Origin of the sequence: Tepidimonas sp. (assembly GCF_036825565.1) — a bacterium.
GTDB lineage: Bacteria > Pseudomonadota > Gammaproteobacteria > Burkholderiales > Burkholderiaceae_C > Tepidimonas.
The window spans coordinates 12,716-29,740 of the sequence record NZ_DAISXZ010000021.1; the positions used below are offsets into that span (position 1 = coordinate 12,716).

Genomic DNA, 17,025 nt, shown 5'->3' on the forward strand with positions numbered 1-17,025 from the left:
ACATGGTGGCACCGCGCACGCTCACGGTCATCGGAGGGGGCTGGGCGGGTCTGGCCGCCGCCGTGGCCGCCTCCGACGCTGGCTGGGGCGTGACGGTGCTGGAAGCCGCGCCCCATTGGGGCGGACGGGCGCGCCGGCTGCCAGCCGACGACCGGCACGGCCACGACGCCGCCTTGGACAATGGCCAGCACATCCTGATCGGCGCCTACACCGCCACCCTGCGCCTGATGCGCCGCCTGGGGGTGGACCTGGAGGCTGCCCTGCAACGCATGCCGCTGGCCTTGCCCTACCCCGACGGCACCGGTCTGGCACTGCCCCGCTGGGCGGATCGTCTGCCGGGGCGGCTGGCTCCCTGGGGCCTGGCCGCTGCCCTGCTGTGCGTGCGCGGTTGGTCTGCGGCTGAGCGGTGGGCGATGCTGCGTGCCGCCGGCCGCTGGCAGCGCCAAGCCTTTGCCTGTACGGCAACCGCCACGGTGGCGGACCTGTGCGCCGAGCTGCCGCCACGGGTGGTGGCGGAGCTGATCGAGCCGCTGTGCGTCGCCGCCCTCAACACCCCGATGGCGCGGGCCAGCGGGGCGGTGTTTTTGCGTGTGCTGCGCGATGCGCTGCTGGGGGAGGCGGTGCCGCCGTTCGCACCCAGCGACTTGCTGATTCCACGGGTCGACCTGGGGCAATTGCTGCCCGACCCCGCCACGGCCGCGCTGCGCCGCGCGGGGGCACACTTGCTGACCGGCGCCCGCGCGATCACGCTCGCCCGCGCGCCCGACCGCAGCGATTGGCGCATCACTTTGGGCAGTGGCCGGGTCGTCCAATCGACCGCCGTGATCCTGGCCTGCCCGGCGTGGGAAGCGGCACGGCTGCTGGCTGGCATGCGCGACCTTGCGGGGGATGGGCCGGACGGTGTTGCCCTGTGGATAGAGCAGGCGCGGGCGTTGACGCACACCCCGATCGCCACGGTCTATCTGGACCCACCTGCTGGCTGGCGTTGGCCCGCCGCCACCCCGATGCTGGCGCTGCGCAGCGATGGCCGCGGGTCCCCCGCGCAATTCGTGTTTCGCCGGGCGGTGCAGAAGGACGGGTGGGATGGCCTGGCCGTCGTGGCCAGCGCACCCGACCCCGCCCTGGCGGCCAACCGGTCGGCCCTGACCGAGGCGGTTCAGGCGCAGGCGGCGTCAGCGCTGGGATTGCACGGTGGTGCGGTTCGACAAACCGTCGTGGAAAAGCGCGCCACCTTCGCCTGCACGCCCGGCCTGCGCCGGCCGGCCGCGCGCATCGGCGACGGGCTGGTGGCTGCCGGCGACTACGTGACGGGCCCCTACCCCGCCACGCTGGAGGGCGCCGTGCGCAGCGGGCTGGCGGCGGTGGCGGCGCTCACCCCTGCCCCTTCGCTGCGGCCTTGAGCACCTGATAGGCGGGCCGGGCGTGGCAGCGCTGCAGCCAGTCGTGCACGCGCGGGAAGGCGTGCATCAGCTCCTGCGACGGGCGCGCCCAGTTGGCCACGCAGGCCACGCACAGGTCGGCGATGGTGAAGCGCGCCGCGGCCAGATGGTCCAGCCCGTGCGCGGCGCGGGCGGCCAGATGATCTTCCAGCACTTTGAGCGGCCCGCGCAGGCGCCGCTCGGCGGCGGCGAGTTTGCCGGCGTCGCGCCGCTCAGGCGGCAGGCCCAGCCGATGCATCAGCACGCACAGCGCATCGGCCTCCAGCTCGGTGACGGCCCAGAACGCCCAGCGCAGCGCCTCGGCGTCCTCCGCCGGGCTGACCGGGGCGAGGTCGCTGCCGTCGCCCTTGCCGTAGTGCCGCGCCAGGTACAGCGCGCAGGCCATCGATTCCCACACCACCACGCGCCCCTCGGGCCGCTCGTCGACCAGCACCGGGATGCGGCCGTTGGGGTTGAGGGCCAGGAACTCCGGCGTGCGCGTCGCCCCGCCCTGATACGGCGTCGGCACGTGGGTGTAGGGCAGGCCCAGCTCCTGCGCGGCCCACAGCGGCCGCACCGCGCGCGAGGCGAAGATGCCGTAGATCGTCAGCGCCATGGATTAAAGCTCCTTGCAGCCGCGGCGGCTCGCGCCTTAGGCGCCTTAGGTCAGGCCGAGCCGTTCGCACAGTTCCAACAGATGCCCCACCTGGGCGTGCGGGCGCTCGTGCGGCTGCGGCTGCACGCCGGCGGCGTGCAGCGCGCGCGCCATGTCCCCACCGCCGCAGCCGCAGTCCTTCGGCTGCACGGCGGCGTCCCAGTCGTGGCCGTGGCGGTTGACCCAGACGGCGGCCAGCCCCGCGCGCCGCGCCCCGACGACATCCAGCAGCGGGTCGTCGCCGACGTGCAGCGCCGCCTGCGGCGCCACGCCTGCCGCCGCCAGCGCCGCCTGGTAGATGCCAGGGTGCGGCTTGGCCACGCCCGCCTCGCGCGCGCCGACGTGGGCGACGAAGTAGTCGCCCAGGCCGACGCGGCGCACGTCGGCGTTGCCGTTGGAGACGGCCACCAGCGGCCAGCGGGCCGCCAGCCGCTCAAGCGCCGGGCGCGCATCCGCAAACAGCTCGACGCGCTGGCGCTCGGCGTAGAACACCTCGAAGGCCGGCTCCGCCAGCGCCGGGTCGTCGCCGCTTGCGCGCAGCGCCATACGGATCGCCTCACGGCGCAGGAAGGTCAGGTCGTGGTGGCGATCCGGGTGGTCGCGCTGCACGCCGGCGCGCACCGCGCGCGCCCAGGCGCGGTCACGCAACCGCGCCTCCGTGGCCGGTGCGTGCACCTCCAGCCACGCCTGCAGCGCGGCCTCGGCGCGCGCGATGGTGGGCCGCATCGGCCACAGCGTGTCGTCCAGATCCAGGGTCAAGGCTCGCAGGCCGGCGGTATCGATCATCGTGCGCCAGAATACCACCATGCGCATGCACCCCGAACCCGCCTACACGCACAGCCAGCCCGCCCGCACGGGCATCCTGTGGATCAACCTCGGCACGCCCGAGGCGCCGACCCCGGCGGCGCTGCGGCGCTACCTCGCCCAGTTCCTCAGCGACCCGCGCGTGGTGGAGCTGCCGCGCGCGCTGTGGTGGCCGATCCTGCACGGCATCATCCTCAACGTGCGGCCGCGCAAGTCGGCCGCCAAGTACGCCACCATCTGGACGCCGCAGGGCTCGCCGCTGAAAGTGTGGACCGAGCGGCAGGCCAAGCTGCTGCAGGGCCTGCTGGGCGAGCGCGGCCACCACGTGACGGTGCGCTGGGCCATGCGCTACGGGGAGCCGGCCATCGCGCGCGAGCTGCAGGCGCTCAAAGCCGCCGGCTGCACGCGCATCCTGATCCTGCCGGCCTACCCGCAATACTGCGCCGCCACCACCGCCAGCGCCTTCGACGAGGTGTGGCGCTGGGCCGGCACGCGGCGCTGGGTGCCGGAGCTGCGCTTCGTCAACCACTACCACGACGACACCGGCTACATCGCGGCGCTGGCCGCGCGCGTGCGCGCCCACTGGGCCGAGCACGGGCGGCCCGAGCGGCTGGTGATGAGTTTTCATGGGATGCCGGCGCGCACGCTACAGCTCGGCGACCCCTACCACTGCGAATGCCACAAGACCGGCCGGCTGCTGGCCGAGGCGCTGGAGCTGCCGCCCGAACAGGCGGTCGTGACGTTCCAGTCGCGCTTCGGCCGGGCGAAGTGGCTGCAGCCCTACACCGAGCCGACGCTGGTGGAGCTGGCGCGCCAGGGCGTGGGCCGCGTCGACGTGGTGTGCCCAGGCTTTACGGCCGACTGCATCGAAACGCTGGAGGAAATCGACCAAGAGGCGCGCGCGGCCTTCCTGTCGGCCGGGGGGCGCGAGTTCCACTACATTCCCTGCCTGAACGACGACCCAGGCTGGCTGCAGGCACTGGCGGACCTGGCCGAGCGGCACATGGCCGGCTGGCCGACGCGCACGCCGCACGACGCGGCCGCCGCCGAGGTCACGCGCCAGCGCGCGCGGGCGCTGGGCGCGACGGTGTGAGCCGCGCAGCACGCTACCATCGGCGCCGATGAGCCGAACGCCCCGCTCGCCCAAGCCCGACGACGACAGCCCCGGCCGCGTGCGCCTGGACAAGTGGCTGTGGGCGGCGCGCTTTTACAAGACCCGTGCCCTGGCGGCCGAGATCATCGACCGCGGCCGCGTGCTCGTCAACGGCACGGTGGCCAAAGCCAGCCGCGAACCGCGCGTGGGCGACGTCATCCAGATGCGCACCGGCGACGTCGTCCGCACCGTGGTCGTGCGGGGGCTGAGCACCGTGCGCGGCCCGGCCCCACAGGCCGCGCTGCTGTACGAAGAAACCCCCGAATCGATCGCTGCGCGCGAGCGGTATGCGGAGCTGCGCCGACTGGCGCCCGAGCCCGCCGCTACTCTTACCCAGGGCCGCCCCACCAAACGCGACCGCCGCCGCATCGAAGAATGGCGCGCAGCCCCCGGGCGCCGCGACTGGAACGCGCGCTGGAGCGCATCCCTGGACGATTGACCCCCCGTGCCCCACCGGAGGAGGCCCCCATGACCACCCGCTACCCCCTGCCAGATCTGGCCGACGTGCCCGAGGACATCCGCGCCCGCATCCTGGAGGTACAAGAGAAAGCCGGCTTCGTGCCCAACGTCTTTTTGATGTTCGCCCGCCGCCCGGCGGAGTGGCGTGCCTTCTTTGCCTACCACGACGCGCTGATGATGCCAGAGACGGTCGGGCGCTCCTCCAACCTGACCAAGGGCGAGCGCGAGATGATCGTCGTGGCCACCAGCGCCGCCAACCAGTGCCTGTACTGCGTGGTGGCGCACGGTGCCATCCTGCGCATCTACGAGAAAAAGCCGCTGGTCGCCGACCAGGTGGCGGTCAACTACCGCAAGGCCGACATCACGCCGCGCCAACGCGCGATCCTGGACTTTGCCATGAAGGTGTGCCAGCGCTCGCACGAGGTCGAGGACGCCGACTTCGCCGCGCTGCATGCGCACGGCCTGAACGACGAGGACATTTGGGACATCGCCGCGATTACGGCCTTCTTCGGCCTGTCCAACCGCATGGCCTCGTTCAGCGGCATGGAGCCGAACCCCGAGTTCTACCTGTTGGGGCGGCTGCCCAAGGCCAAGTGAGCACAGCCGCGCGGCCCGGCGGCTCGGTGCAGGACCCGCGCCGGCGCGCCCGGTCTCAGGCGCCGTCGGCCAGCCGCGCGCGCAGCGCCTCCGGCAGCGGCAGCGAGCGCTGCGACGGAAAGTCCACCCACACCACGGTGGCGCCGCCGTTGGCGTAAACGGTGTCGCCGCCGTCGGCGCGCCGCATCTCGTGGAACATGTCGAACGAGCGCTGCCCCAGCGCCCCGACGTAGCTGCGCACGATCACCTCGCCCGGATACTCCAGCTGGCGCAAGAAGTTGCAAAACGCGTTGACGATGACCGGCCCCTGGCCCTGCGGGTTGGCCGGCATGCCCCATTCGCCCATCCACTGCAGCCGCGCCGTCTCCATGTAGCGAAAGTAGATCGTGTTGTTGACATGCCCCATGGCATCCATGTCGCCCCAGCGGATCGGGATGCTCATGGTGTGGACGAGGCGTTTGTCGGCGGGCAAATCGAGTCGCATTGGGTGTCCATCGTGTCGGGGGCTTGACAGCGATGGTACGGCAGGCGCCACTACAATCCGTCGCGCATCCGACAGCGACGCCGGTGCGCCACGCACCCGGCGAACGGCCACCCCCGAGGAAGACCCCAACGCCATGAAAACCCCGGCGCATCTGATCGAGCAGTTCGGCCCCCGCGAGGCCATGGAGTATGACGTCGTCGTGGTCGGCGCCGGCCCAGCGGGGCTGGCCACCGCGATCCGGCTCAAGCAGCTGGCCGCCGCCCAGGGGACGGAGGTATCGGTCTGCGTGCTGGAAAAGGGCTCCGAGCCGGGCGCGCACATTTTGTCGGGCGCGGTGATGGACCCGCGCGCGATCACCGAGCTCTTCCCCGACTGGAAGGAACGCGGCGCGCCGCTGAACCAGCCCGTCAGCGGGGACGAGGTGCTGTTCCTGCAGGCCGAGGGGTCCATGCGCACCCCGGGCTGGCTGATGCCCGAGTGCTTTCACAACGAGGGCAACTACGTCATCAGCCTGGGCGCCGTCACCAAGTGGCTGGCCGAGCAGGCCGAGGCACTGGGCGTGGAAATCTTCCCCGGCTTCACCGCCGCCGAGGTGCTGTTCGACGACAACGGCGCGGTCAAGGGCGTGGCCACCGGCCACATGGGCCTGGGCAAGGACGGGGAGCCGACCAACGCTTTCCAACTGGGCATGGAGCTGCATGCCAAATACACCGTCTTTGCCGAGGGTGCGCGCGGCCACCTGGGCAAGGAGCTGATCGCGCGCTTCCGGCTGGATGAGGGCCGCGACCCGCAGACCTACGGCATCGGCATCAAGGAGCTGTGGGAAATCCCGCCCGAGAAGGCCAGGCCGGGCCTGGTCGTGCACACCGCCGGCTGGCCGCTGGACGAGCACACCTACGGCGGTGGCTTCCTCTACCACATGGAAGGCAACAAGGTCACGCTCGGCTTCGTCGTCGGGCTGGACTACCAGAACCCGTGGCTGAGCCCCTTCGAGGAGACGCAGCGCTGGAAGACCCACCCGGCGATCCGCGCCCACCTCGAGGGCGGCAAGCGCATCGGCTACGGCGCGCGCGCCATTACCGCCGGCGGGCTGCTGAGCCTGCCCAAGACCGTCTTCCCCGGCGGCGCGCTGGTCGGCTGCGACGCGGGCTACCTCAACGCCGCGCGCATCAAGGGCAGCCACGCCGCCATCAAGACCGGCATGCTGTGCGCCGAGGCGGCCTTCGAAGCGCTGCGCGCCGGCCGCGCGCACGACGAGCTGACGGCCTACCCGGCCGCGTTCGAGCAGAGCTGGCTGTACGAGGAGCTGCACCGCGCCCGCAATTTCAAGACCTGGTTCAAGAAGGGCAACACGATCGGCGCGTTGATGACCGGCATCGAGCACTGGCTGCTGCCGCGCCTGGGCATCAAGAGCCCGCCGTGGACGGTGCACCGCCACACGCCCGACCACGCGCGCCTGCACGCCGCCAGCCAGGTCGAGCCGATCCGCTACCCCAAGCCGGACGGCGTGCTGACCTTCGACCGGCTCTCCAGCGTCTTCCTCTCCAACACCAACCACGAGGAAAATCAGCCCGCGCACCTGACGCTGAAGGATGGCGCGGTGCCGGTGGCGGTCAACTTGGCGCTCTACGGTGGGCCGGAGAGCCGCTACTGCCCGGCCGGCGTCTATGAGTTCGTCGAAAAATCCGACGGCCCCCAACTCGTCATCAACGCGCAAAACTGCGTGCACTGCAAGACCTGTGACATCAAGGATCCGACGCAGAACATCGTCTGGGTTACGCCCGAAGGCGGCGGCGGGCCCAACTACGCGGGCATGTAAAACAGCCGCAGCGGTGACCGCCTCGGGCCGCCGGGTGCGGCCTCTCGCACGGATTCGACCCCAACGTTCCCTGCTCCGGGCGCCTACGCCGCGCACTGCCGCGGCCGGCGCGTGGCCCTGCTGACCCAGCACGGCAAGGAGGCGCTGCTCGGCCCACCGCTGCACGCCCTGCTCGGCTGCACCGTGCAGCGGGTGGGCGGTTTTGACACCGACACGCTGGGCAGCTTCACCCGCGATGTCGAGCGGGCGGGCACCCAAATCGAGGCCGCGCGGCGCAAAGCGCGCATCGGCATGCAACTGAGCGGCATGCCCCTGGGTTTGGCCAGCGAAGGGGCCTTCGGTCCGGATCCGTTCACGGGTCTGTTGCATTGGGACATCGAGCTGGTGGTCTGGATCGACGACGAACGCGGGCTGGAAGTCGTCGGCATGGCCCAAGGGCCGGCGCGCAGCGCGCATGCAACGGTGCGCGACTGGGCCGAGCTGGAGGCCTTTGCCGCGCGGGCCGGGTTCCCTGGTCACCAACTGGTCATCCGGCCGGAACACGCGGACCGCCCCCAGGTGGTCAAGGGCCTGGGCGACCTGGATGCCCTGCGCCGAGCTTTCGAAGACGCGCGCGCACGCGCCGCCAACGGCCAGGTCTTCGTGGAAAACGACCTGCGCGCCCACACCAACCCCACGCGGCAGGCGCTCATCCGGCAAGCGGGGCTGGACCTGGCCCGGCGGTTGGCCTCCGACTGCCCGGCCTGCAGACGGCCCGGCTACTGGATCACGGCGCAGGTACCCGGCCTGCCGTGCGCCCGCTGCGGCCTGCCCACGCGCGAGCCGCTGCGCCAGCGCTGGAGCTGCGCCGGCTGCGGCCACACCGACGAGCACCTCCGCCCCGGCCCCGACCGAGCCGATCCGAGCCGCTGCGACCACTGCAACCCTTGAGCCGGCGCGCTCTGCGACCCAAAGGCCGGCGCTCGCGCGCGAACGGGAGCGGCTACAATCCGCGCCATCAGGAGAGAGCCAGCCCGGACACCCCCATGGGTTCCGCCCAGCGGCCGCCGAAGGCGCAGGCCCCCGCCGAACGCTCAGGCAAAAGGACTGATGCAGCACCCCGCGGGGTGCTTGCCTGCTGGAGAGAGGCGTCGCCGCCGGCCCAGTGCCCGGCGCCGTCCACCGAAGGAGCAAGCGGGCCCACCACCGCACGGGCGGCGTCGGCGCGTGAATCTCTCAGGTAAAGCGGACAGCAGGTGTGCCCCGGCGCCCTTGGGCGCCGGCCGTGACCACCTGTTTGGAACCGCTCCATGTCCGCCGCCGACGCCCTGCTCAAGACCCCTCTGCACGATCTGCACCTCGCGCTCGGCGCGCGCATGGTGCCGTTCGCCGGCTACCACATGCCGGTGCAGTATCCGGCGGGTCTGATCCGCGAACACCAGCACACACGCCAAGCGGCCGGCCTGTTCGATGTGTCGCACATGGGGCAACTGCGTCTGGTCGGCCCCGAGGCCGCCGCCGCGCTGGAAAGCCTGATCCCCATGGATGTGATTGGACTCGCTGCGCACCGGCAGCGCTACGGGTTGCTGCTGGCCGATGACGGCGGCATCCTGGACGACCTGATGTTTGTCAACCGCGACTGGGCCAACGGCGGCGACCTGTTCCTGGTGGTCAACGGCGCGTGCAAGCAGGCCGACATCGCCCACATCCAGGCCCGCATCGGCCAGCGTTGCCGAGTGGAACCCATGCCCCAGCAGGCCCTGCTGGCGCTGCAGGGCCCGCAGGCCGTCACAGCCCTCGCCCGCCTGCTACCGGGGGTAGAACGCCTGGTGTTCATGGCGGGTGGGGCGTTCGACTGGCAGGGCGTGCCGCTGTACGTCACGCGCAGTGGCTACACGGGGGAGGACGGCTTCGAAATCTCCCTGCCCGGCGAGGCGGCCACCGCCTTCGCCCGGACGCTGCTGGCCCAGCCGGAAGTCCAGCCCATCGGCCTGGGGGCCCGCAACTCTCTGCGGCTGGAAGCCGGCCTGTGCCTGTATGGCAACGACATCGACACCGGCACCACGCCGGCGGAGGCCGCGCTGACCTGGGCCATCCAGAAAGTGCGTCGCAGCGGCGGCGCCCGCGCAGGGGGCTTTCCCGGCGCGGCGCGCGTGCTGGCGCAATTGGACGGCACGCAGCCCGTGGCTCGCATGCGCGTCGGTCTGCGGGCCCTGGAGCGCGTGCCCGTGCGCGAGCCGGCACCGCTGCAAAGCCCTGACGGCACCCCCGTCGGCCACGTGACCAGCGGCCTGCTGTCGCCGACGCTGGACCTCCCAATTGCCATGGGCTATGCGAGCCGCGAACACAGCGCCGTCGGCACCCAGCTGCAGGCACTGGTGCGCGGCAAGCCGGTGCCGATGGAAGTGACCGCCCTGCCTTTCCTGCCCCCGCTCTACCACCGCGGCTGACCCGTTTGTTCCCCTTGAACCCCAGGAGCCTGCCATGACCCTGAAGTACACCCCCGACCACGAATGGATCCGCGTCGACGGCGACATTGCCACCGTCGGCATCACCCACCATGCCCAAGACGCGCTGGGCGATGTGGTGTTCGTGGAACTGCCCGAGGTGGGCAAGACCCTGGCGCAAAAGGACGTCGCGGGCGTCGTCGAGTCCGTCAAGGCCGCGGCCGATGTGTACATGCCCGTCAGCGGCGAGGTGGTCGAAGTCAACGAGGCGCTGCGCGCCGACCCCTCGCTGGCCAACAGCGACCCGTTGGGCGCGGGCTGGTTTTTCAAGGTGCGCCTGAGCGCGCCGGCCGAGGTCGATGCCCTGCTCGACGAGACGGCCTACGGACAATTGACCCAGTGAGCGGAGCGGCTCCATGACCACCCCCACCCCGCTGTCGGCGCTGGAAAACGCCGGCGAGTTCGTCGACCGCCACGTCGGCATCGGCCCGGCGGACGAGAAGCGCATGCTTGCCGCGATCGGCGAAGCCAGCCGCCGCACCCTGACCGACAGCATCGTGCCGCGCGCCATCGCCCGCGTGCGGGCGATGGACCTGCCTGCCCCGCTGCCCGAGGCGCAGGCGCTGGCCGAACTCAAGGCCATCGCCCAGAAAAACCGCCTTCTGCGCAGCTTCATCGGCCAGGGCTACTACGGCACCCACACGCCTGGCGTCATCCTGCGCAACATCCTGGAAAACCCCGCCTGGTACACGGCCTACACCCCGTACCAGGCCGAGATTTCGCAGGGCCGGATGGAGGCACTGGTCAACTTCCAGACCATGGTGACCGACCTGACCGGCATGGACATCGCCAACGCGTCCATGCTGGACGAGGCCACCGCTGCCGCCGAAGCCATGACGCTGGCGCTCCGCTCGGTCAAGGCCACGGGCAACACCATCGTCGTCTCGGGCGACTGCCACCCGCAAACCATCGAAGTGGTGCAGACGCGCGCGCGCCCGCTGGGCCTGCGGGTTCTCGTCACCCACTCGGCCGAGGCGTGGCAGCAAGCCCTGCGTGGTGATGGCTACTTCGCCGTGCTGATGCAGTATCCGGCCACCCACGGCCGCATCGACGACCTGCGCGCCGATGCGGATGCCGCCCACGCCAAGGGCGCAGCGGTCATCGTCGCCTCGGACCTGCTGGCGCTGACGCTGCTGGCGCCCCCTGGCGAGTGGGGGGCGGACATCGTGGTCGGCAGCAGCCAGCGCTTTGGCATGCCCATGGGCGCAGGCGGGCCGCACGCCGGCTTCATGGCCTGCCGCGACGCCTACAAGCGCTCGCTGCCCGGGCGCCTGGTCGGCGTCAGCGTGGACGTGCACGGCCAGCCCGCCTACCGGTTGGCGCTGCAGACGCGCGAGCAGCACATCCGCCGCGAAAAGGCCACCTCCAACATCTGCACCGCGCAGGTGCTGCCCGCCATCGTGGCCAGCATGTACGCCGTCTACCACGGCCCGCAGGGGTTGCGCCGCATCGCCGAGCGCGTGGCCAGCTACACGGCCATCCTGGCGCGCGGGCTGACCGCCCTGGGGCACGCCCCAGCCAACGGCACCGCGTTCGATACCCTGTGCCTGCACACCGGCAACGCCACCGCGTCGCTGCTGGCCCGCGCGCGCGAGCGCGGCATGAACCTGCGCGATCTGGGGCATGGCAACCTGGGCATCTCGCTGGACGAGACGACCACGCGCGCCGACATCGAGGCCCTGTGGGCCGTATTCGCCGCGCCGGGACAGGCGCGGCCGTCGTTTACCGATTTCGAGACCGGTATCGAGCCGCTGATCCCCGCCGCGCTGCGCCGCACGAGCGCCTATCTGACGCACCCGGTGTTCAACAGCCACCACAGCGAAACCGGCATGCTGCGCTACATCCGCAGCCTGTCGGACAAGGATCTGGCGCTGGACCGCACCATGATCCCGCTGGGCTCGTGCACCATGAAGCTCAACGCCACCAGCGAGATGATCCCCATCACCTGGCCCGAGTTCGCGCAGGTGCACCCCTTCGCGCCGGCGGACCAGTTGGAAGGCTACCGCCTGCTCGACGAGCAGCTGCGCGCCTGGCTGTGCCAGGCGACCGGGTACGCCGCCATCAGCCTGCAGCCCAATGCTGGCTCACAGGGCGAATATGCCGGCCTGCTGGCCATCCAGGGCTACCACGCGGCCCGTGGTGAATCCCACCGCGACATTTGCCTCATCCCACAGTCGGCCCACGGCACCAACCCTGCCAGCGCCCAGATGGTGGGGCTGCAGGTCGTGGTGGTGGCCTGTGACGCCCAGGGCAACGTGGACCTGGACGACCTGCGCGCCAAGTGCGAGCAGTACAGCGAGCGCCTGTCCTGCGTGATGATCACCTACCCCAGCACACACGGGGTGTTCGAGACCGGCGTCAAGGAGTTGTGCGAGCTGGTGCACCAGCACGGGGGGCGGGTGTACATCGACGGCGCCAACATGAACGCCCTGGTCGGCACCGCCGCACCGGGCGAGTTCGGCGGCGACGTCAGCCACCTGAATCTGCACAAGACCTTCTGCATCCCCCACGGCGGCGGCGGTCCGGGCGTGGGCCCGGTGTGCGTGGTGGCGGATCTGGCTCCCTACCTGCCGGGGCACGCCACGGCCCATGCAGCGGGCGCCTACGCCGGCGGCGCACGCGCGGATGCGACGGTCGGCGCGGTCTCGGCCGCCCCGCTGGGCAACGCCGCCGTGCTGCCCATCTCGTGGATGTACATCCGCATGATGGGCGCCGACGGCCTGCAGCGCGCGACCGAGACGGCCATCCTGGCGGCCAACTACGTCAGCGCCCGCCTGCGCGAGCACTACCCGACGCTCTACGCCAGTGCCAACGGCCATGTGGCGCACGAGTGCATCCTGGACTGCCGCGGCTTCAAGGACACCTGCGGCGTGATGGCCGAAGACATCGCCAAGCGGCTGATGGACTACGGCTTCCACGCGCCGACGCTGTCCTTCCCCGTCGCCAACACGCTGATGGTGGAGCCGACCGAAAGCGAGACGCTGGAGGAGCTGGACCGCTTCATCGACGCGATGATCGCCATCCGCGAGGAGATACGCGCCGTGGAGCTGGGCGTCTGGCCGCGGGAGGACAACCCGCTGAAAAACGCCCCGCACACCGCCAGCCGTTGCCTGACGGAGGATTGGCCCCACCCGTATGCCCGCGAGCTGGGCGCCGCGCTGCCATTCCACCGCGCCCACGGCCGCGCGGGCACCAAGTACTGGCCCCCGGTGGGGCGCGTGGACAACGTCTACGGCGACCGCAACCTGTTCTGCAGCTGCGTGCCGGTGGCGGAACTGGCCACGACCTGACAGCAGGGGGTCAGGGGCGGCGGGGATGCCAGCGGGGCAGACGCCACCCCAGTGCCACGGCGGCCAGTCGGCTGCCGGTGGCCACCGCCACCCCGGCTGCGCTGGCCCACTGGGCCCCTGCACCCGCGGCCGCCAGCCCCAGGTAGGCCGCGCTGCCCGCCAGCGCACACACCGCATACGGCCGGTGGTCGTGATAGACCTGCGGCACCTCGTTGCACAGCACGTCGCGCGCCACACCGCCGACGATGGCGGTCGTCACCCCCATCAGCGCACTGACCAGCGGTGACATGCCGCTGGCCTGGGCGATGCTGGTGCCCGCAATCGCAAACAGCCCCAGTCCCAGCGCGTCGGCCACGTGCATCAGCCGCGCGCCCGTCTCGCGCAGGGCCATGGGCAGCCAGGCCGGCGCCGTCAGCGCCATCGCCAGCACCAGCCACAGGTAGGCTTCGTGCTCGATCCAGAACAGCGGCCGGCGATCCAACAGCAAATCGCGCACCGTCCCGCCACCAAAAGCACTCACGAACGCCACCGAGAACACCCCCACCGCGTCCATGCGCTTGCGCATGGCCTCGATCAGACCGGAGGTGGCAAACGCCACGACGCCACCGACTTCGATGGCGATGAGCAAGCTGGACAACTGCATGGGACGACCGTGGGTAGAACGGGGTGGAGCAAGGTTTCGCAGCGGATGACCCATCCTATCCCGAAGTCTGTGGGAGAGAGAGTTGCGGCCCCGCGCGGCCGTGCGCATAATGACCCGATCATGGCCGATACCGACGTGCCCACCCTGTTGCCCGAGACCGAGGCGTGGTTGCGCGCCCTACCCGGGGTGGCGTACCCGCAGGCGCTGGCGGCGCAGTTTCCGCGCATCGCCAACGCGCTGGCCGCCGTGCGGCACGATCCGCAGGCCCTGCGCGAGCGGTTTCACGAACTGACGCACGACCACCGCGGGGGGCGGCGGGGCTTTCCGTTCGATGTGATGATGGACCTGTTGGTCCTGCGCGAGGCCCTGATCAAGGACGACGACCTGCCCGGCAACGACGACGCGACCAAGTGGGTGTCGTGATGTCGGTCGCGAGCCGGCGCCGGATCACACGAAGGCATAGCTGTCCATCGCCAGATAGCGGTACTGCACCTCGCGCGTGATCGCATGCACGACGGGCTGACCGTCTGGCGCCCCGGCCTTTGGCCAGCCCGCGGCCCCCAGCGCAAAGAACAACGGCAACAGGTGCTCTTCGCTCGGGTGGGCGCGCGCCGCCTGCGGGGCCCGGTCCCGGTAGTCCAGCAGCGCCGGCAAATCGCCGGCCTGCAGCGCCTGCCACACCCACGCCGAAAACGCCTGCACATAGGGGTCGGCCGCCTCGTCGATGGCCGGCCGGCCGCCAAAAAACTCCATCAGGTTGTGCGTGAGGCTGCCGGAGCCGACCATCAACACACCGTCCCGGCGCAGATCGGCCAGCGCCGCACCGATGGCGTATACCTCGGCCGGGCCGGCATCGGCCGGCAGGGCCACCTGCACCACGGGCCAGCGCGCTTGCGGCAACAAAAACCGCAACGGCGCCCACGCGCCGTGGTCGCGCGGGCGCTGCGGGTCCTCCCCAGTGGGGATGCCGGCGGCTTGCAGGCGCTCGGCGACGGCGCGGGCCAACGCCGGATCCCCGGGCGCGGGATACTGCAAGCGGTACAGCGCAGGCGGAAAACCGCCAAAGTCGTGCCACGTCGGCGGCATGGGGTGGCTGCCCACCGCCGCCACGGGTGCCATCCAATGGGGCGACATCACCACCACCGCACGCACATCGTCACGCGCGGTCAGCGACTGGCCCCAGCGCTGCAAAGCCGCCCCGGCCTCGCCTGGGGCCAGGGCCATCATCGGCGATCCATGGGAGACGAACAACACGGGCAAGGCAGACACAGGCAACTCCGCACGACGGTCACGACGCATCCATGCTAGCGGTTGCCCGCCTCACGGCCCATCAAAGGCTTTGACGACACCGTTCAGCCGCGCACGGGTAGCCAGCACCCCGGCCGGGATCGGCGACAATGCCCGCATGGACCGTTATGCCGTGATCGGCCACCCCATCGGCCACAGCCAATCGCCCCGCATCCACACCCTGTTCGCCCAGGCCACGGGCCAGGCCCTCACCTACACCGCCATCGAGGCTCCGCTGGACGGCTTTGCCGCCACGGTGGACGCGTTTCGCGCCGCGGGCGGGCGGGGCGTCAACGTCACGCTGCCGTTCAAAGTCGAAGCCTGCGCCTACGCCAACGACGTCAGCGAGCGTGCCCGCATCGCCGGCGCGGCCAACGCCCTGGCCTTCGACGGCCCCCACTGCCGGGCCGAGAACTTCGACGGTATTGGCTTGGTGCGTGACATCACGGCCAACCTGGGCCAGCCCGTCGCCGGCCGGCGCGTGCTGGTGCTGGGGGCCGGGGGGGCCGCGCGCGGCGCCTTGCAGCCGCTGCTCGCGGCGGGCCCCGAGCGGCTCTTCGTCGCCAACCGCAGTGCGGACAAAGCACATGAACTGGTGCAGTCCTTCCACGCCCTCGGACTGGGCCGGGGTGTGCTGGCCGCGGGCGGCTGGGCGGACTTGCCGGCCACGGGGGCGTTCGACATCGTCATCAACGCCACGTCGGCCAGCCTGACGGCCGATGCGCTGCCCCTACCCGCGGGGGTGTTTGTGCGCGATGGCATGGCCTACGACATGGTGTACGGCAAGGGGCTCACACCCTTTCTGCGTCAGGCGCGCGAGGCCGGCGTCGGCCACCTGGCCGATGGCGTGGGCATGCTGGTCGAGCAAGCCGCGGAGGCCTTTGCCTGGTGGCGCGGCGTGCGCCCCGACACCCGTCCCGTGATCGATGGACTGTCCGTTCCCCTGACCTAACCTTGCGCACTCCCCTTCCCCTGCACGGCACCATGAACCAGCTCGACGCCCTCAAGCGCCACACCACCGTCGTCGCCGACACCGGCGACTTTCTGCAGATCGCGCAGTACCAGCCGCGCGACGCCACCACCAACCCGTCGCTGATCCTGAAGGCCGCGCTCAAGCCCGACTACGCCCCGCTGGTGGACGAGGTGCTGGCGCGCCATCGCGACCGCCCGCTCGACGAACGCGTGGACCGGCTGCTGGTGCGCTTCGGCTGCGAGATCCTGCGCATCGTGCCGGGCCGCGTCTCCACCGAGGTGGATGCGCGCCTGAGCTTCGACGCCGCCACCACCGTGGCGCGCGCCCGCCGCCTCATCGCGCTCTACGAGGCCGAGGGCGTGCCGCGCGCGCGCGTGCTGATCAAGATCGCCGCCACCTGGGAGGGCATCCGCGCCGCCGAGCTGCTGGAGCGCGACGGCATCCACACCAACCTCACGCTGCTGTTCAGCTTCTGCCAGGCGGTGGCCTGCGCCGACGCCGGCGTCCAGCTGATCTCGCCGTTCGTCGGCCGCATCTACGACTGGCACAAAGCGCGCGCCGGCGCCCAGTGGGACGAAACCGCGATGGCCGGGGCCAACGACCCCGGCGTGCAGTCGGTCGCCCGCATCTGGCACCACTACAAGCGGTTCGGCATCCGCACCGAAGTGATGGGCGCCAGTTTCCGCCACACCGGCCAGATCCTGGCGCTGGCCGGCTGCGACCTGCTCACGATCAGCCCGGAGCTGTTGGCGCGCCTGGCTGCCACCCCGGGCGACGTGCCGCGCGCGCTGGACGCCTCCGAGGCCGCCGCGGCCGACCTGTCTGAACTGCATTACCGCGCAGGCGACGAAGCCGCGTTCCGATTCGCGCTCAACGAGGACGCCATGGCCACCGAGAAGCTGGCCGAAGGCATCCGCCTGTTCTGCGCCGACGCCCAGCGGCTCGATGCGCTGATCC

Annotated in this window: 17 protein-coding genes and 2 riboswitches; of the genes, 12 read left to right on the forward strand and 5 right to left on the reverse strand. The window is 71.2% G+C overall.

What is annotated here, in order from left to right:
- Window positions 1-2 precede the first annotated feature (2 nt).
- Window positions 3-1,400 carry a hydroxysqualene dehydroxylase HpnE gene (hpnE, locus tag V7026_RS04685; protein ID WP_334154123.1) on the forward strand — a complete coding sequence of 466 codons (1,398 nt, stop codon included), beginning with the start codon at window positions 3-5 and terminating at the stop codon, window positions 1,398-1,400.
- Here hpnE and V7026_RS04690 read toward each other — a convergent pair.
- Both V7026_RS04690 and V7026_RS04695 read right to left on the reverse strand, forming a co-directional pair.
- Window positions 1,372-2,034, reverse strand: a complete 663-nt coding sequence (locus V7026_RS04690; protein ID WP_334154124.1) for a glutathione S-transferase family protein — start codon at window positions 2,032-2,034, stop codon at window positions 1,372-1,374. The two genes, hpnE and V7026_RS04690, sit on opposite strands and share 29 nt — an antisense overlap.
- A gap of 45 nt (window positions 2,035-2,079) precedes the next feature.
- Window positions 2,080-2,859: an HAD-IA family hydrolase gene (locus tag V7026_RS04695; RefSeq protein WP_334154125.1), complete on the reverse strand. Its 780-nt coding sequence runs from the start codon at window positions 2,857-2,859 to the stop codon at window positions 2,080-2,082.
- A 19-nt stretch (window positions 2,860-2,878) separates the two neighbouring features.
- Between V7026_RS04695 and hemH the strand changes: the two genes are divergently transcribed.
- The 3 genes from hemH to V7026_RS04710 are packed head-to-tail and all read left to right on the forward strand — an operon-like array spanning window position 2,879 to window position 5,086.
- Window positions 2,879-3,970: a ferrochelatase gene (hemH, locus tag V7026_RS04700; protein ID WP_334154126.1), complete on the forward strand. Its 1,092-nt coding sequence runs from the start codon at window positions 2,879-2,881 to the stop codon at window positions 3,968-3,970.
- 28 nt (window positions 3,971-3,998) lie between these two features.
- Window positions 3,999-4,469, forward strand: a complete 471-nt coding sequence (locus tag V7026_RS04705; RefSeq protein WP_334154127.1) for an RNA-binding S4 domain-containing protein — start codon at window positions 3,999-4,001, stop codon at window positions 4,467-4,469.
- A 29-nt stretch (window positions 4,470-4,498) separates the two neighbouring features.
- Window positions 4,499-5,086 (forward strand): peroxidase-related enzyme, encoded by a 588-nt coding sequence (locus V7026_RS04710; RefSeq protein WP_334154128.1) that lies wholly within the window; start codon window positions 4,499-4,501, stop codon window positions 5,084-5,086.
- Between the two features lie 55 nt (window positions 5,087-5,141).
- On the opposite strand, the gene V7026_RS04715 is transcribed toward V7026_RS04710, so the two are convergent.
- The gene (locus V7026_RS04715) at window positions 5,142-5,570 is read right to left on the reverse strand and encodes an acyl-CoA thioesterase (protein ID WP_334154129.1); all 429 of its coding nucleotides are present in this window, start codon (window positions 5,568-5,570) and stop codon (window positions 5,142-5,144) included.
- A gap of 133 nt (window positions 5,571-5,703) precedes the next feature.
- Between V7026_RS04715 and V7026_RS04720 the strand changes: the two genes are divergently transcribed.
- From V7026_RS04720 to gcvP, 5 genes are all read left to right on the forward strand, one after another.
- Window positions 5,704-7,389 carry an electron transfer flavoprotein-ubiquinone oxidoreductase gene (locus V7026_RS04720; protein WP_334154130.1) on the forward strand — a complete coding sequence of 562 codons (1,686 nt, stop codon included), beginning with the start codon at window positions 5,704-5,706 and terminating at the stop codon, window positions 7,387-7,389.
- Window positions 7,390-7,500: 111 nt separating this feature from the next.
- The gene (locus V7026_RS04725; RefSeq protein ID WP_334154131.1) at window positions 7,501-8,319 is read left to right on the forward strand and encodes a DUF6671 family protein; all 819 of its coding nucleotides are present in this window, start codon (window positions 7,501-7,503) and stop codon (window positions 8,317-8,319) included.
- A gap of 65 nt (window positions 8,320-8,384) precedes the next feature.
- Window positions 8,385-8,481: riboswitch (glycine riboswitch) on the forward strand.
- Window positions 8,482-8,496: 15 nt separating this feature from the next.
- Window positions 8,497-8,631: riboswitch (glycine riboswitch) on the forward strand.
- A 47-nt stretch (window positions 8,632-8,678) separates the two neighbouring features.
- Window positions 8,679-9,818, forward strand: coding sequence for a glycine cleavage system aminomethyltransferase GcvT (gcvT, locus tag V7026_RS04730; RefSeq protein WP_334154132.1), 1,140 nt, complete (start codon window positions 8,679-8,681; stop codon window positions 9,816-9,818).
- Window positions 9,819-9,852: 34 nt separating this feature from the next.
- Window positions 9,853-10,218 (forward strand): glycine cleavage system protein GcvH, encoded by a 366-nt coding sequence (gene gcvH / locus V7026_RS04735; protein ID WP_068609031.1) that lies wholly within the window; start codon window positions 9,853-9,855, stop codon window positions 10,216-10,218.
- A gap of 13 nt (window positions 10,219-10,231) precedes the next feature.
- The gene (gene gcvP, locus V7026_RS04740; RefSeq protein WP_334154133.1) at window positions 10,232-13,165 is read left to right on the forward strand and encodes an aminomethyl-transferring glycine dehydrogenase; all 2,934 of its coding nucleotides are present in this window, start codon (window positions 10,232-10,234) and stop codon (window positions 13,163-13,165) included.
- A gap of 10 nt (window positions 13,166-13,175) precedes the next feature.
- Here gcvP and V7026_RS04745 read toward each other — a convergent pair whose 3' ends face one another.
- Window positions 13,176-13,808, reverse strand: coding sequence for a trimeric intracellular cation channel family protein (locus V7026_RS04745; protein ID WP_143968735.1), 633 nt, complete (start codon window positions 13,806-13,808; stop codon window positions 13,176-13,178).
- A 120-nt stretch (window positions 13,809-13,928) separates the two neighbouring features.
- Here V7026_RS04745 and V7026_RS04750 point away from each other — a divergent pair, with 120 nt between their 5' ends.
- Window positions 13,929-14,231 carry a hypothetical protein gene (locus V7026_RS04750; RefSeq protein ID WP_334154134.1) on the forward strand — a complete coding sequence of 101 codons (303 nt, stop codon included), beginning with the start codon at window positions 13,929-13,931 and terminating at the stop codon, window positions 14,229-14,231.
- Window positions 14,232-14,255: 24 nt separating this feature from the next.
- Here V7026_RS04750 and V7026_RS04755 read toward each other — a convergent pair whose 3' ends face one another.
- Window positions 14,256-15,107, reverse strand: coding sequence for a DODA-type extradiol aromatic ring-opening family dioxygenase (locus V7026_RS04755; RefSeq protein ID WP_068609022.1), 852 nt, complete (start codon window positions 15,105-15,107; stop codon window positions 14,256-14,258).
- A 106-nt stretch (window positions 15,108-15,213) separates the two neighbouring features.
- Here V7026_RS04755 and aroE point away from each other — a divergent pair, with 106 nt between their 5' ends.
- Window positions 15,214-16,047, forward strand: a complete 834-nt coding sequence (aroE, locus tag V7026_RS04760) for a shikimate dehydrogenase (protein WP_334154135.1) — start codon at window positions 15,214-15,216, stop codon at window positions 16,045-16,047.
- 32 nt (window positions 16,048-16,079) lie between these two features.
- Window positions 16,080-17,025: transaldolase (gene tal, locus V7026_RS04765; RefSeq protein WP_334154136.1), on the forward strand; the 946-nt coding region annotated here is incomplete at its 3' end.